The sequence below is a fragment of the Pseudomonas sp. GW822-FHT06D10 genome, assembly GCF_058799535.1.
The window spans coordinates 127,621-141,895 of record NZ_JBXALN010000006.1 but is presented as its reverse complement, the minus strand read 5'-3'; the positions used below and the strand labels follow the sequence as shown (position 1 = coordinate 141,895).

Below are 14,275 nucleotides of genomic sequence, written 5' to 3'. Positions count from 1 at the left end.
AAGGCATTGGACTTGGCGAATTCGTAGTTAATGATGTCGTTTGCCCCTCAGACACTGCTAGCATCGGCGCTGGATTTTTTACCAGAGCAAGCCGATAAGTTACCCATGCTTGAGACGACAGCAACGCCAAGGAACGCATCGCTGCACCCGCCACTGGATACGCGCTACCAGGTCGAAACCCCCGAGGGCATCGACCTGCCGCTGCGGCCTGCGGGGTTGCTGGTGCGCACCCTGGCCTTCAGTCTCGACCTGGGTATCCGCGGGCTGGTACTGGGCCTGCTGTTCATCATCCTAGGCTTTTTCGACGAAGTCGGCGTCGGCCTCGGCTCGATCCTGCTGTTCCTCATCAGTTGGTGGTACATGGTGCTGTTCGAGGTGCTGAACCAGGGACGCTCCCCCGGCAAGCAACTGATGGGGCTGCGAGTGGTGCAGGACGACGGCACCCCGATTGGCTGGAGTGCCTCCCTGACCCGCAACCTGCTGCGCTTTGCCGACATGCTGCCTTTCGGCTATTTCCTCGGCGCCATCAGTTGCCTGCAGCACCCGACCTTCAAACGCCTCGGCGATCTGGCAGCCGGTACCCTGGTGATCTACCGCGAGCAGCCGGTCAAACGCCCCGAACTGCCGCCAGCAGTCCCCCGCACTGCGCCCTTCGCCCTGAGCCTGAATGAGCAACGGGCGATCCTCGGCTTTGCCGAGCGCCAGGGCCAGCTGTCGGCCGAACGTACCCGGGAACTGGCCGGCATCCTCGCGCAACCGCTGCATGTACCCAGTGCCCAGGCCACGGCCGAACTCAATGGCATTGCCCGCGGCTTCCTGGGAACCCCATGAAACAAAGCCTTTTCGAACACCGCCACCAGGCGCAATGGCAACAGTTCGAGCAATTGCTCGAGCGTCTGGAACATGGCCGGGCCAAAGCCGAGGAATGCCAGAGCTTCGTCCAGGACTACCGGCGCCTGTGCCAGCATCTGGCCCTGGCCGAAGAACGCGGCTACAGCAGCTACCTGATCGATCCGCTGCAACAACTGGCCCTGCGCGGCCACCAGCAGCTGTACCGACAGCGCAGCGCCTTCGGGGCCAATCTGTTGAGTTTCGTGCTGGCCGGTTTCCCCCGTCTGGTGCGTCAGGAATGGCGCCTGGTGCTGCTGGCCAGCCTGCTGTTCTTCGGCAGCCTGCTGGCCATCGGGGTGCTGGTGTACCTGTTTCCCGATCTGATCTACAGCCTGGTGAGCCCGCAGCAAGTCAGCGAGATGCAGGGCATGTACGACCCTACCGCCGGGCGCCTGGGGCGGGCCGCCGAACGGGCCTCGAGCGAAGACTGGGTGATGTTCGGCTACTACATCATGCACAACATCGGGATCGCCTTTCAGACCTTTGCCAGCGGCCTGCTGTTCGGCGTGGGCAGTGTGTTCTTCCTGTTTTTCAACGGCCTGATGATCGGCGCCATTGCCGGCCACCTGACCCAGATCGGCTTCGGCCAGACCTTCTGGCCGTTCGTGATCGGCCACGGCGCCTTTGAACTCAGCGCCATTGCCCTGTCTGGCGCCGCCGGGCTGAAGCTTGGCTGGGCGTTGATCGCGCCGGGCCGCCTGACCCGCGGCGAAGCCCTGCTGCAAGCCGCGCGCGTCAGCGTACAACTGATCTACGGCGTCATCGGCTTCTTGCTGATCGCCGCCTTTGTCGAAGCCTACTGGTCCTCCATGACCTGGCCGGCCGCCTGGGTCAAATACAGCGTCGGCAGTGCCCTTTGGGGCCTGGTGGCGGCCTACCTGACCCTGGCCGGACGTGAATCCCATGCGCCTGAGTGATGCCAGCGTGGTGATCCGCCCCCGCAGCGCCTGGGAGGCCATGGACCTGGGCGTGCTACTGAGCCAGCGTCATCGGCGCTTGCTGATGACCAGTTGGGCCATCGTCAGCCTGCCAGTGTTCGCCCTGCTGAGCCTGCTGCTCTGGGAATCGCCGTCGCTGGCGATCCTGCTGTTCTGGTGGCTGAAGCCGGCCTTCGAACGCCTGCCGCTGTTTATTCTGTCTAAAGCCCTGTTCGGCGAAACACCCAGCCTGGGGCAAGCGCTGAAACAATGGCCCCGCCTGCTCAAGCCGCAACTGCTGGCCAGCCTGACCTGGCGCCGCTTCAGCATGAGCCGCAGCTTCACCCTGCCGGTGGTACAACTTGAAGGCCTGAGCGCCGACGCCCGGCAACAACGCCTGGCGGTGCTGCTACAGAAAAATGCCGGTGCCGCGCGCTGGCTGACCCTGATTGGCATGCACCTGGAAGGCGCCCTGTGGATTGGCCTGATGGTGCTGTTCTACCTGCTGCTGCCACAACAGGTCGAAGTGGACTGGAGCTGGCAGAGCCTGATGATCGCCGCCCAACAGGACTGGCTATGGCTGGAACACCTGACCAACGTCTTCTACGCCCTGGTCCTGGTGATCTGGGAGCCGATCTACGTGGCCTGCGGTTTCAGCCTGTACCTGAACCGACGCACCGAGCTGGAGGCCTGGGACATCGAGCTGGTGTTCCGTCGCCTGCGCCAGCGCCTGACCGGTGCCAGCACGTTGCTCTTGCTCGCCGGCCTGCTGTTCCTGGCACCGACCCAAGCGCTCTGGGCCGCCGCCCCCAGCAGTTCCGCGGCCGGTCCCGAGACCCCGCGGCTGCTGCAGCAACCGCTGACCAGCAAGGCCTCCAGGGACAGCATCCAGGCCATCCTGGACAAGCCCCCCTTCAAGAACCAGGAGTCGGTCACTCGCTACCGTTTCGGTGACCAGCAAGCCCAGAAGAAGGACGCCAAGGGCAAGCCTCCAGGCTGGCTCAAGAACCTGCTGGAAAGCCTGGGCAAGGACAGTTTCGGCGGGGTCGCCAAGGGCCTGGAGATTCTGCTCTGGGGGTTGCTGCTGGCGGCTCTGGGCTGGCTGATCTGGCGCTACCGCGATTGGCTGCAGGCCTTCGTCAGCCGTCGTCCGCTGCCGCGCAAGAAACGCCCCGCGGCCATGCCCCAGCAGTTGTTCGGGCTGGAAGTCAGCAGCGAAACCCTGCCCGCCGATGTCGCCGCCCGCGCCGCTGAACTCTGGGCCAGCCAGCCCCGGGAGGCCCTGGGCCTGCTGTACCGGGCGCTGCTCAGTCGCTTGCTGGAAGACTTCCACCTGCCCCTCAGCGTGGCCGATACCGAAGGCCAGGTGCTGGAGCGCATCAAGGCGCTGCAGCAGCCACAATTGGAGGCCTTCAGCATCAGCCTGACCCGCCACTGGCAGAACATGGCGTACGGTCATCAGGTACCCGGCGCCGACCTGCAACCACAACTGTGCAGCGCCTGGCGCAGCCTGTTCGGCCCCGGAGCACAGCCATGAAGCGCTACCTGTGGGGCGGCCTGGTCCTGCTCCTGGCTCTGGTCCTCGGGGGCGGCGGCTATTACCTGTATCGCCATGCCACGCCCTATCAGGAAATGGTCGATCACGGCCCCTCCCCCGAGGCCCGGGCCAACCCCTACCTGGCGGCCGAGATGTTCCTGCGCGAACGTGGCCTCAAGGTGCAACACGCCAATAGCCTGGACGTCCTGGCCAGCTTGCCCGCGGCCGGCAACAGCCTGTTGCTGCTGGGGGAGCGCTCGAACATGAGCCCGCCCCAGGTCGACCAGCTCCTGGAGTGGGCCCGCGCCGGCGGCCGCCTGCTCTTCGTCGCCGAGGCCCTGTGGGACGAGGACAGCCAGAAGAGCGGCGACCTGCTGCTGGACCGGGTGCAGATCCACCAGCAGCTCAGCCAGGACCTTGACGAGCCACCGGAGCCGGAAGCCGACGATGCCTATCCGAAGCTGACCAAGGTCTACCTGGAAGACGAACAGGCTCCGGCCTACATCAGTTTCGACACCGACTTCCACCTGGACGACCCGCAAAACCTGGCGCAATCCTGGGCCAACAGCGGCGTGGCGACCCACATGATCCAGCTTGAATACGGCAAGGGCGCGGTCATCGTGCTCACCGATGCCGATATCTGGAAAGCCCCGGCCATCGGCCTGTACGACAACGCCTGGCTGCTGTGGTACCTCAATACCGATAGCGCCGTGACGCTGCTGTTCAATACCGATCACCCGGACCTCTGGCAGTTGCTCTGGCGCTATTTCCCCCAGGCGCTGGTAGCCCTGGCCCTGCTGCTCGGCCTGTGGCTCTGGCAGGCCGGCGTGCGCCACGGGCCGTTGCTGGCTCCAGCCCCCAAGGCGCGGCGCCAACTGCGTGAACACCTGCGGGCCAGTGCCGACTTCCTGCTGCGCCATGCCGGCCAGGGTGCGTTGCTGCAGGCCCTGCAACTGGATATCCGGCGCCGTGCGCGGCGCCGCCACCCGGGCTTCGAGCAATTGCCGACCGAGGCCCAGTGGGACGTGCTGGCCCTGCTCAGCCAACAACCTGTCGAGGCCATTCGACAGGCCCTGCAACCCTTGTCCGGACAGCGCCTTTCCAGCGTTGATTTCAGCCACCAGGTCGCCCGCCTGCAAACTCTCAGGAATGCCCTATGAGCGAACAACCGATCGAATCCCTCGAGCCTTCCGAGGCCCCACAGCCTCAGGTCCATGCTGCCCAGCAGCGCCAGCGGGCCAGCCAGCTGGCTCAGGCGGTGCGCCTGGAACTGCAGAAGGCGGTGATCGGCCAGGAAGCGGTCATCGACGATGTGCTGACCGCCCTGATCGCTGGCGGCCATGTGCTGCTCGAAGGCGTACCCGGGCTCGGCAAGACCCTGCTGGTACGAGCCCTGGCCCGCTGCTTTGGCGGCGAGTTCGCGCGCATCCAGTTCACCCCCGACCTGATGCCCAGCGACGTCACCGGGCATGCGGTATACGACCTGCAGACCGAGCAGTTCAAGCTGCGCAAGGGCCCGCTGTTCACCAACCTGCTGCTGGCGGACGAGATCAACCGCGCGCCGGCCAAGACCCAGGCCGCCCTGCTGGAAGCCATGCAGGAACGTCAGGTCACCCTCGAAGGCCGAGCGCTGCCCATCGCCCAGCCGTTCATGGTCCTGGCTACCCAGAACCCCATCGAACAGGAAGGCACCTACCCGCTGCCGGAGGCCGAGCTGGATCGCTTCATGCTCAAGCTGCGCATGGACTACCCGGATGCCGAACAAGAACTGGCCATGGTCCGCCAGGTGACGCGCTCGACCCGCGCCGACATGCTCGACGTACAGCCTCTGCGCACCGTACTCCAGGCCAAGGACGTACTGGCCCTGCAGCGCATCGCCAGCGAACTGCCCCTGGACGAGCAGGTGCTCGATTATGCCGTGCGCCTGGCCCGGGCCACCCGCAGTTGGCCAGGCCTGACCCTGGGCGCCGGCCCCCGCGCCTCCATTGCCCTGGTGCGCGGCGCTCGTGCCCGAGCCCTGCTGCGTGGCGGCGAATTCGTGATTCCCGATGACATCAAGGGCTGCGCCATGGCCGTGCTGCGGCATCGAGTGCGGGTCGCCCCGGAGCTGGACATCGAAGGCCTGTCGGTGGAACAGGTGCTCAAGCAGATGCTCGAACAGATTCCGGCACCGCGCCTGTGAGCCGCCCACGCCAATGAAGCCGACCCGTCTGCTGTTGATCTGGCTGGGTACTTTGACCGGCCTGTACACCCTGCTCGGCGCCGCCCGCGCCCTGGGCAGCGAGGCCCTGCCGCGCCTGGATTCGATTGCCTGGGGCCTGCTGCTGGCGTTGTTGCTGCTGGCATTGCTGGACGCCCTGCGCCTGCTGCGCGTGGCCTCGCCGCAGATCCAGCGCCAGCTACCCGGCAGCCTGCCCCTGGGCCGCTGGAGCGAGGTGCAACTGGAGATCCTGCACGACTACCGGCAACCACTGGATGTGCAGCTGTTCGACCACCCGCCCCAGGGCCTGGGCTTCGAGCACCTGCCGCAGTCCACGCGCTTGGAGCCGGGGCAGGTCAGCCGGATCGGCTATAACGTGCGCCCACTGCAGCGCGGCCACTTCAATTTCGACCAGTGCGAAGTCAGCCTGCCCAGCCCTCTCGGACTATGGAGCGCCAAGCGCCTGCTCAAGGTGCACGACAGCATCCGGGTCTACCCGGACTTCGCCCGGCTCTACGGCGCGCAATTGCTGGCGGTGGACAACTGGCTCAGCCAACTCGGTGTGCGCCAGCGACAACGCCGCGGCCTGGGCCTGGAGTTCAACCAACTGCGGGAGTTTCGCGAAGGCGACAGCCTGCGGCAGATCGACTGGAAGGCCACGGCCCGCCAACGCGCGCCCATCGTCCGGGAGTACCAGGACGAACGCGACCAGCAGATCATCTTCATGCTCGACTGCGGGCGCCGCATGCGCAGCCAGGATGGCGAGCTGGCGCACTTCGACCACGCCCTCAATGCCTGCCTGCTGCTGAGCTATGTCGCCCTGCGCCAGGGCGATGCGGTGGGCCTGTACAGCTTTGCCGGGGAACGCTCGCGCTACCTTGCACCGGTCAAGGGCTCGGCCCAGTTGAGCGTGCTGCTCAATGGCGTCTACGACCTGGACACCAGCCAGCGCCCCGCCGATTACCAGGCCGCCGCCAGCGAGCTGCTGGCGCGGCAGAAACGCCGGGCACTGGTGGTGCTGATTACCAACCTGCGGGACGAGGATGACCAGGAACTGCTGACGGCGGTCAAGCGCATCGGCCGCCAGCATCGGGTGCTGGTGGCCAGCCTGCGCGAAGAGGTGCTCGACCAGTTGCGCCAGAGCCCGGTGCAAACCCTGCCCGAAGCCCTGGCCTACAGCGCGACGGTGAACTACCTGAACAGCCGCGCCGAGCTGCACGAACGCCTGAGCGCTCACGGCGTCGCCCTGCTCGACGCCCGCCCGGGAGAACTGGGGGCCGAACTGGTCAGCCGCTATCTGAGCTGGAAGAAAGCCGGCAGCCTGTAGCTGCTGCCGAGCGCCTCAGGCCGAGGTCTGCAACGGGTGAAAGCTGAAGTAATGACGCAACGCCTGCTCCAGCTCGACAAACTCCGCACCGGCCCGCAACAGGCTGAAACCGCTGTCGTAGTGGTGCGGCGTCAGGTCCTCATGGCACCAGAGGCAGCAGGCGCTGAAGTCGATGAACTGCACCTGGCCGTCACCGCCGGGGACTTTCACCCGCAAGTCGAATTCGGCACCGATCAGCATCGGCAACTGGCTGATCAGCATCAGCCCGTCGGCCGACAGGTTGCCAAGGAAACCCACCGGCTTGTCGGTGAAACGATTGAATACTTTTAAAAAGGACGGCAGTTGGTGCCGCTCGATCCGAGGTTCCATGAACATGCTGGGTATCGCTATGAAAGGTCATTAAGCATGACCGCACTAGTGCTTCGGAACAGGCCCTGATATCGGCCCGCCCTCCCGGATTCGATGCGCGAGGAAGACTGCCAGAAGGATTCCAACGCCACTGCCACCAGCCGGGCCGGGGCAGTTTTCGAACAGCCTGTGCAGATGTTAGCTCAAGCACGAGGGGCAATTACACCGCCCCTTAGTGAATCTCTTTTACAACGCAGTGCGACGAACTTGAGCGGCGCCATTTGCCGGGTAGTGCCCCAACTGTTGCAGGGTATCCAGGCGAGCCCGGGCGCGAAACGCGTACTCGCTGGTGGGGTACTGGGTAATGATGAACTGGTAGGTCTGCGCGGCATCGACGAACAACTTCTGGCGCTCCAGGCATTGCCCGCGCAGCATCGACACTTCCGGCTGGATGTAGCGACGGGCACGGCTGTCACGGTCGACCTGGCTCAACTCGAGCATCACGCTCTCGCAGTTGCCGCGGTCATAAGCGCGGTAGGCGTTATTCAAATGATGGTCCATGGACCAGCGGGTACAGCCGACAACACTGACGGCCAGGGCAGCAATGAGTACGAATCGCATGGGGTATCTCCTGTCTTGTGCAGTGTATCGACTCATCGGCAAAAATCTTCAAGGTTGTTGCGGTAAACAAACAAAGCAATAAGTAGTGCAAACGAACAATGACTACAACTTCGGAGCATAGTAGCCTCTCGTTGCGCTTGAACTCAGGAGTCCGTGCATGTCCGTTCGTCGTACCAAAATCGTTGCCACCCTTGGCCCGGCCAGTAACTCGCCGGAAGTTCTCGAACAGCTGATTCTCGCGGGCCTGGATGTTGCCCGTCTGAACTTCTCCCACGGCACTCCGGACGAGCACAAGGCTCGCGCCAAACTGGTCCGCGACCTGGCAGCCAAGCACGGCCGCTTCGTGGCCATCCTCGGCGACCTGCAGGGCCCGAAGATCCGCATCGCCAAATTCGCCAACAAGCGCATCGAGCTGAAGATCGGTGACAAGTTCACCTTCTCCACCAGCCATCCGCTGACCGAAGGCACCCAGGATATCGTCGGCATCGACTACCCGGATCTGGTCAAGGACTGCGGCGTGGGCGACGAGCTGCTGCTGGACGACGGCCGCGTGGTGATGCGTGTGGAAACCGCCACCGCCACCGAGCTGCATTGTGTGGTGACCATCGGCGGCCCGCTGTCCGACCACAAGGGCATCAACCGTCGTGGTGGTGGCCTGACCGCTCCGGCCCTGACCGAGAAAGACAAGGCCGACATCAAGCTCGCGGCCGAGATGGAAGTCGATTACCTGGCCGTGTCCTTCCCACGGGACGCCGCCGACATGGAATACGCGCGCAAGCTGCGTGACGAAGCCGGTGGTACTGCCTGGCTGGTAGCGAAGATCGAACGCGCCGAAGCGGTGGCCGACGACGAAACCCTCGACGGCCTGATCAAGGCCAGCGACGCGGTCATGGTTGCCCGTGGCGACCTGGGCGTGGAAATCGGCGACGCCGAGCTGGTGGGCATCCAGAAGAAAATCATTCTGCACGCCCGTCGCCACAACAAGGCGGTGATCGTTGCGACCCAGATGATGGAGTCGATGATCCAGAACCCGATGCCGACCCGCGCCGAAGTGTCCGACGTGGCCAACGCCGTGCTCGACTACACCGATGCGGTGATGCTCTCGGCGGAAAGCGCCGCCGGTGCCTACCCGCTGGAAGCGGTGCAGGCCATGGCGCGGATCTGCGTCGGTGCGGAAAAGCACCCCACCAGCAAGACCTCCAGCCACCGCATGGGCAAGGTGTTCGAAAGCTGCGACCAGAGCATCGCCCTGGCCGCCATGTACACCGCCAACCACTTTCCGGGCGTGAAGGCGATCATCGCCCTGACCGAAAGTGGCTACACCCCGCTGATCATGTCGCGCATTCGCTCCTCGGTGCCGATCTACGCCTACTCCCCGCACCGCGAAACCCAGGCTCGCGCAGCCATGTTCCGTGGCGTCTACACCATCCCGTTCGACCCGGCTTCCCTGCCGCCCGAGCAGGTCAGCCAGGCAGCGATCGATGAGCTGCTCAAGCGCGGTGTCGTAGAGAAAGGCGACTGGGTGATTCTCACCAAGGGCGACAGCTACCACACCACCGGCGGCACCAACGGCATGAAGATCCTGCACGTGGGCGACCCGATGGTCTGAGTCTTAGCCTTGCTGAACAAAAAGCCCCGGTGCCGAAAACACCGGGACTTTTTCATGCCCGCGTGAAACCGCTGTCCACGGCCTCAGCCCTTGCTGAGAAACCCGGACAACGCGGCGATGGCTTCCGGGGACTGCAGGCGCCGAGTGAATTCCACGCCCTCTTGCTCAATGACCTGGCGCAGTTGCTCGCGGTCCGGCGCCTTCATCAGGCGCTTGCTCACCTGCACCGCTTCGGGCGCCAACTGGCTGAAACGCAAGGCCGCCTCCCGGGCCTTGGCCAAGGTGGCCACACCATCCCCCAGGGCGGCGCTGGCAATCCCCCAGGCGGCGGCCTGTTCGCCACTGAAGCCTTCGCCCAGCAACAGCAACTCCGCCGCCTTGGCCTGCCCCAGCAAGCGCGGCAGGATCAGGCTCGAACCAAATTCCGGGCACAGCCCCAGGTTGACGAACGGCATGCGCAGCCGTGCATCGCGACTGACATAGACCAGGTCGCAATGCAGCAGCATCGTGGTGCCGATGCCTACTGCCGCGCCGGCCACTGCGGCCACCACCGGCTTGCGACATTGCACAAGGCTGCGCATGAAGCGAAACACCGGGCTGTCGAGGTCCCGGGGCGGTTGCTGGAGGAAGTCGGCGATGTCATTGCCGGCGGTAAAGCATTCGCTGCTGCCGCAGATCAGCACGGCGTTGATCTCGGGATCGCCATCGGCCTCGCTCAGGGCGTCGGCCAGGCGAGCGTACATGGCGCGGGTCAGGGCGTTTTTCTTGTCGGGACGGTTCAGGCGCAGGGTCAGCAGCCCGCCCTCACGTTGCAACTCGATGGCATCGGTCATGGGGATCTCGCTCTGGAAGAATCAGCGCTCAACCACGGGGCAGGAACACATCGGCCAGCAGTTGATTGCGCGGCAGCCCCGCCAGGTACAGGCGCCGGGCGAAGGCTTCGACACTGTCAGGGTGACCGCAGAGTAAGGCCTGGGTTTGCCGGGAAACAAGCCGCAGTTGCGCCAAAGCGGCTGTCAGCTCGGCCCCGGTCCACAGCTCGACGGACAGCTGGGCTCGGTTCGCCGCCAGGGCCGCCAGGGGTTTGGCCAGGTAATGCTCACTGCTGTCATGGGCCAGGTGAATGATGCGGATGGGGCCCTGGTGATCCTGGCGCAGGGCCTCGCGCAGTATGCCGAACAGCGGCGCCAGGCCGGTTCCCGCGGCCAGTAGCCAGAGTGGGCGCTGCTGCCAGTCCGGATCGTAGTGCAAGGCGCCGCCCCGCAACTCCCCCAGGCGCATCGGATCGCCCAACTGCAACTGGCGCGCCGCATCGCTGAACTGGCCCGGATGCCGGCAATCCAGGTGGAACTCCAGAAAGCGGTCGTCTTCCGGCAGGCTGGCCAGGGAATAAGGCCGGGCGATCTGGCCGGCGGCCCACAGCACCAAATGCTGGCCGGCGCGGTAACGCAAGGGCCGCTGCGGCTGCAGGCGCAGGCGCAGGACCGAGCTCGACAACCAGTCCAGGCCGCTCACCGTCGCAGGCAGGCCATCACGCACAGGGTCGAAGGTCTCGACGTGCAGGTCCTCCACCACCTGGCACTGGCAAGCCAGGCGCCAGCCGAGCCGGCGCTGTTCGTCGCTCAAGGCATCCGGCCGGCTATCGCTGGGCAAGCCCTGGACACAATGCACCAGGCAGGCATGGCAACTACCGGCGCGGCAACTGTAGGGCACCGTCACGCCAGCCTGATTCAGGGCATCCAGCAGGTTGCTTCCAGGCGCCACCGGCCAGCACCGGCTGCCAACGGTCAATTCAGGCATCGAGGTTTTCCCAGGCCGCAGAGCAACGATTGCGACCGTCGCGCTTGGCCCGATACAGCGCCTGATCGGCGCGTTGCAGGGCATGGTCCAGATCGTCGCCGGCCCGCAGCAGGGTCATCCCCGCCGACAGGCTCAGGTCTCGTACGTTAAGGCCCACCAGTTGCACTTCGGTGAACGCCAGGCGCAAACGCTCGCAGCAGGAGGTCAGGCGCTCGGCGTCACACTCGGGCAGCAGTACCACGAATTCCTCGCCACCGTAACGGGCCAATACGTCGCCATCGCGCAGGCAAGCCGTGGCCACCGCGGCGAAGGCCTGCAGTACCTGGTCGCCGGCAGCATGGCCGTGGAGATCGTTGATGCGCTTGAAATGGTCCAGGTCGATCAGCGCCAGCCCATGCACTTGCTCCTGATCCATGGCTTGCAGCTCGCGGCTGGCAATGCGCAGGAAATGCCGGCGGTTGAACAGGCCCGTCAGTTCATCGGTGGCTACCAGGTCCTCCAGCTGTCGCATCATGCCTCGCAGCGTGTCCTGATGGGCCTGCAAGGCAAAGCGCCGCTGGCGCATGCGTGAGCGCGAAGCCTGGACATAGGCGGCATACAGGCACATCCACACCAGCATCACCAGCAGCACGCAGACCTGCAGCGCGGCCAGTTGCGGATCACCGAGGAGCAGGCGATAGCCGTCCCACAGGTTGACCCCGGCAAAGCAAAAGAAGATCAGCGCCGCGCTGCGCAGATAGGCCCGGCGGGAGAGGTGAAACAGGCCGAACAGCAACGGCAGCAGGTAGAACACCAGGAACACCCCGCGGGCCTGATCCAGATGGGCCATCAGCCAGGTCTGCCAGGCGATGCCCAGCACCACCTGGACTTCGGTCAGGCTGGGGTCGGCGAACTGCAGGTTGCGTCCGCTGACGAACACCCAGCACAGCAGCCCCTGGCTGGCCAGCACCAGGCCAGTGCCCAGCAGCGCGCTGCCGCTCGAAGCACGGGAATGCCCCGTGACGACGGCCAGCCAGAACAGCAGCAGGATCAGTGCGTAAGTGCCCGCGGCAATGGCGAAGCGCTTGAATAACAGGCTCTGGATGGCTTTATGGGTCAATCGTTGACTCACCGTGAGAAAGGAGGCTTAAAGAGTTTCCTACCCTGCAGGCCACTTGCCACTTTAGTGCTGAGCCCGGCAAATGACTATTCAAATTTAAAACCCCGTCGCCAGGTTTCAGCGCCGACTCAGGCAAGAACAGTGCCCATCCGATAGGCGACTTTGGTTGGCCCGGCCGGCGGGTGTACCCAACCCCCAGGCGAGGTATACTGCCGCGCCTTTTTAGCGTCGCGCCAGTTGTCTGTCCGGCGTGCCTTAGAAGGTGCCTGCATCCGACCGATGCACCCAAGTGCAGGCACCTTATTAAATGTTCCCGTCTTTTAGAGGAGCGCGACTCATGACCGTGATCAAGCAAGACGACCTGATTCAGAGCGTTGCCGACGCCCTGCAGTTCATTTCCTACTACCACCCCGTGGACTTCATCCAGGCGATGCACGAGGCCTACCTGCGGGAAGAATCGCCGGCTGCCCGTGATTCCATAGCGCAGATCCTGATCAACTCGCGCATGTGCGCCACCGGCCACCGGCCGATCTGCCAGGACACCGGCATCGTCACGGTATTCGTGCGCGTGGGCATGGACGTGCGCTGGGACGGCGCCACCATGAGCCTGGACGACATGATCAACGAGGGCGTGCGTCGCGCCTACAACCTGCCGGAAAACGTCCTGCGCGCCTCCATCCTGGCCGACCCGGCAGGTAGCAGGAAAAACACCAAGGACAACACCCCGGCGGTGATCCACTACTCCATCGTCCCGGGCAACACCGTGGAAGTGGACGTGGCGGCCAAGGGCGGCGGCTCCGAGAACAAATCGAAGATGGCCATGCTCAACCCGTCCGACTCGATCGTCGACTGGGTACTCAAGACCGTTCCGACCATGGGCGCCGGCTGGTGCCCACCGGGCATGCTGGGCATCGGTATCGGCGGCACCGCCGAGAAAGCGGCAGTGATGGCCAAGGAAGTGTTGATGGAATCCATCGACATCCACGAGCTCAAGGCCCGTGGCCCGCAGAACCGCATCGAAGAGATCCGCCTGGAGCTGTTCGAGAAGGTCAACCAGCTGGGCATCGGCGCCCAGGGCCTCGGTGGCCTGACCACCGTGCTCGACGTGAAGATCATGGACTACCCGACCCACGCCGCTTCCCTGCCGGTGTGCATGATCCCCAACTGCGCCGCCACCCGTCACGCGCACTTCGTACTGGATGGCTCCGGCCCGGCGAGCCTGGAAGCGCCACCGCTGGACGCCTACCCGGAAATCGTCTGGGAAGCCGGCCCGTCGGCCCGTCGGGTCAACCTCGACACCCTGACCCCGGAAGAAGTGCAAAGCTGGAAGCCGGGCGAAACCGTACTGCTCAACGGCAAGATGCTCACCGGCCGCGACGCTGCGCACAAACGCATGGTCGAGATGCTGAACAAGGGCGAAACCCTGCCGGTGGACCTCAAGGGTCGCTTCATCTACTACGTCGGCCCGGTCGATCCGGTCGGTGACGAAGTGGTCGGCCCGGCTGGCCCGACCACCGCCACGCGGATGGACAAGTTCACCCGCCAGATCCTCGAGCAGACCGGCCTGCTGGGCATGATCGGCAAGTCCGAGCGCGGCCCGACCGCGATCGAAGCGATCAAGGACAACAAGGCCGTGTACCTGATGGCCGTCGGCGGCGCTGCCTATCTGGTAGCCCAGGCGATCAAGAAGTCCAAGGTCCTGGCCTTTGCCGAACTGGGCATGGAAGCGATCTACGAGTTCGAGGTCAAGGACATGCCGGTGACCGTCGCAGTCGACAGCAAGGGCGAGTCGGTACACATCACAGGTCCCGCCATCTGGCAGAAGAAGATCAGTGACAGCCTGGCGGTAGAAGTGCAGTAAGCCCTTCCTCCGTTCGGCCCAGGCGGCGGTGCTGTTCATTGAATGGCCCGCCGCTTTTTTTATGC

13 protein-coding genes are annotated in these 14,275 nt (G+C 64.7%); 8 read left to right on the top strand and 5 right to left on the bottom strand.

Annotation, left to right across the window (positions count from 1 at the left end; all coding sequences use genetic code 11):
- The first annotated feature begins 105 nt into the window (after positions 1-105).
- From AC1RL5_RS21250 to AC1RL5_RS21225, 6 genes are read left to right on the top strand one after another with little or no spacing between them, the layout of a single operon-like run.
- Positions 106-831, top strand: a complete 726-nt coding sequence (locus AC1RL5_RS21250) for an RDD family protein (RefSeq protein ID WP_011063043.1) — start codon at positions 106-108, stop codon at positions 829-831.
- Positions 828-1,808 carry a stage II sporulation protein M gene (locus tag AC1RL5_RS21245; RefSeq protein WP_011063044.1) on the top strand — a complete coding sequence of 327 codons (981 nt, stop codon included), beginning with the start codon at positions 828-830 and terminating at the stop codon, positions 1,806-1,808. Before AC1RL5_RS21250 ends, AC1RL5_RS21245 begins: the two co-directional genes overlap by 4 nt.
- Entirely contained in the window at positions 1,795-3,345 is a 1,551-nt protein-coding gene (locus tag AC1RL5_RS21240; protein WP_093407401.1) for a DUF4129 domain-containing protein, read from the top strand. Before AC1RL5_RS21245 ends, AC1RL5_RS21240 begins: the two co-directional genes overlap by 14 nt.
- Positions 3,342-4,505, top strand: a complete 1,164-nt coding sequence (locus AC1RL5_RS21235; protein WP_492589445.1) for a DUF4350 domain-containing protein — start codon at positions 3,342-3,344, stop codon at positions 4,503-4,505. Before AC1RL5_RS21240 ends, AC1RL5_RS21235 begins: the two co-directional genes overlap by 4 nt.
- The gene (locus AC1RL5_RS21230; protein ID WP_072450815.1) at positions 4,502-5,527 is read left to right on the top strand and encodes an AAA family ATPase; all 1,026 of its coding nucleotides are present in this window, start codon (positions 4,502-4,504) and stop codon (positions 5,525-5,527) included. Before AC1RL5_RS21235 ends, AC1RL5_RS21230 begins: the two co-directional genes overlap by 4 nt.
- Before the next feature lie 13 nt (positions 5,528-5,540).
- Positions 5,541-6,872, top strand: a complete 1,332-nt coding sequence (locus AC1RL5_RS21225; protein WP_123577006.1) for a DUF58 domain-containing protein — start codon at positions 5,541-5,543, stop codon at positions 6,870-6,872.
- Between the two features lie 15 nt (positions 6,873-6,887).
- On the opposite strand, the gene AC1RL5_RS21220 is transcribed toward AC1RL5_RS21225, so the two are convergent.
- Positions 6,888-7,247 (bottom strand): PilZ domain-containing protein, encoded by a 360-nt coding sequence (locus AC1RL5_RS21220; protein ID WP_011063049.1) that lies wholly within the window; start codon positions 7,245-7,247, stop codon positions 6,888-6,890.
- 219 nt (positions 7,248-7,466) lie between these two features.
- A complete protein-coding gene (locus tag AC1RL5_RS21215) occupies positions 7,467-7,841 on the bottom strand; it encodes a hypothetical protein (protein ID WP_011063050.1) in 375 nt (124 codons plus the stop codon).
- Between the two features lie 157 nt (positions 7,842-7,998).
- Here AC1RL5_RS21215 and pyk point away from each other — a divergent pair, with 157 nt between their 5' ends.
- Positions 7,999-9,450 (top strand): pyruvate kinase, encoded by a 1,452-nt coding sequence (gene pyk / locus AC1RL5_RS21210; RefSeq protein ID WP_011063051.1) that lies wholly within the window; start codon positions 7,999-8,001, stop codon positions 9,448-9,450.
- Between the two features lie 83 nt (positions 9,451-9,533).
- On the opposite strand, the gene AC1RL5_RS21205 is transcribed toward pyk, so the two are convergent.
- The 3 genes from AC1RL5_RS21205 to AC1RL5_RS21195 are packed head-to-tail and all read right to left on the bottom strand — an operon-like array spanning position 9,534 to position 12,349.
- Positions 9,534-10,283 (bottom strand): enoyl-CoA hydratase-related protein, encoded by a 750-nt coding sequence (locus tag AC1RL5_RS21205; protein WP_047288807.1) that lies wholly within the window; start codon positions 10,281-10,283, stop codon positions 9,534-9,536.
- 28 nt (positions 10,284-10,311) lie between these two features.
- Positions 10,312-11,250 (bottom strand): iron-sulfur-binding ferredoxin reductase, encoded by a 939-nt coding sequence (locus AC1RL5_RS21200; protein ID WP_011063053.1) that lies wholly within the window; start codon positions 11,248-11,250, stop codon positions 10,312-10,314.
- Complete coding sequence (locus AC1RL5_RS21195) at positions 11,243-12,349, bottom strand: GGDEF domain-containing protein (RefSeq protein WP_053153483.1); 1,107 nt, start codon at positions 12,347-12,349, stop codon at positions 11,243-11,245. The genes AC1RL5_RS21200 and AC1RL5_RS21195 overlap by 8 nt, the downstream gene beginning before the upstream one ends.
- A 337-nt stretch (positions 12,350-12,686) precedes the next feature.
- On the opposite strand from AC1RL5_RS21195, the gene AC1RL5_RS21190 reads away from it, so the two are divergent.
- Complete coding sequence (locus AC1RL5_RS21190; protein WP_011063055.1) at positions 12,687-14,210, top strand: fumarate hydratase; 1,524 nt, start codon at positions 12,687-12,689, stop codon at positions 14,208-14,210.
- Positions 14,211-14,275 lie beyond the last annotated feature (65 nt).

Bases quoted from the DNA above. Each gene is read 5' to 3' on its own strand.
- AC1RL5_RS21220 (WP_011063049.1), bottom strand. From the start codon at position 7,247: ATGTTCATGGAACCTCGGATCGAGCGGCACCAACTGCCGTCCTTTTTA.
- AC1RL5_RS21250 (WP_011063043.1), top strand. From the start codon at position 106: ATGCTTGAGACGACAGCAACGCCAAGGAACGCATCGCTGCACCCGCCA.
- AC1RL5_RS21200 (WP_011063053.1), bottom strand. From the start codon at position 11,250: ATGCCTGAATTGACCGTTGGCAGCCGGTGCTGGCCGGTGGCGCCTGGA.
- AC1RL5_RS21215 (WP_011063050.1), bottom strand. From the start codon at position 7,841: ATGCGATTCGTACTCATTGCTGCCCTGGCCGTCAGTGTTGTCGGCTGT.
- AC1RL5_RS21190 (WP_011063055.1), top strand. From the start codon at position 12,687: ATGACCGTGATCAAGCAAGACGACCTGATTCAGAGCGTTGCCGACGCC.
- pyk (WP_011063051.1), top strand. From the start codon at position 7,999: ATGTCCGTTCGTCGTACCAAAATCGTTGCCACCCTTGGCCCGGCCAGT.
- AC1RL5_RS21205 (WP_047288807.1), bottom strand. From the start codon at position 10,283: ATGACCGATGCCATCGAGTTGCAACGTGAGGGCGGGCTGCTGACCCTG.
- AC1RL5_RS21245 (WP_011063044.1), top strand. From the start codon at position 828: ATGAAACAAAGCCTTTTCGAACACCGCCACCAGGCGCAATGGCAACAG.
- AC1RL5_RS21235 (WP_492589445.1), top strand. From the start codon at position 3,342: ATGAAGCGCTACCTGTGGGGCGGCCTGGTCCTGCTCCTGGCTCTGGTC.
- AC1RL5_RS21240 (WP_093407401.1), top strand. From the start codon at position 1,795: ATGCGCCTGAGTGATGCCAGCGTGGTGATCCGCCCCCGCAGCGCCTGG.
- AC1RL5_RS21225 (WP_123577006.1), top strand. From the start codon at position 5,541: ATGAAGCCGACCCGTCTGCTGTTGATCTGGCTGGGTACTTTGACCGGC.
- AC1RL5_RS21230 (WP_072450815.1), top strand. From the start codon at position 4,502: ATGAGCGAACAACCGATCGAATCCCTCGAGCCTTCCGAGGCCCCACAG.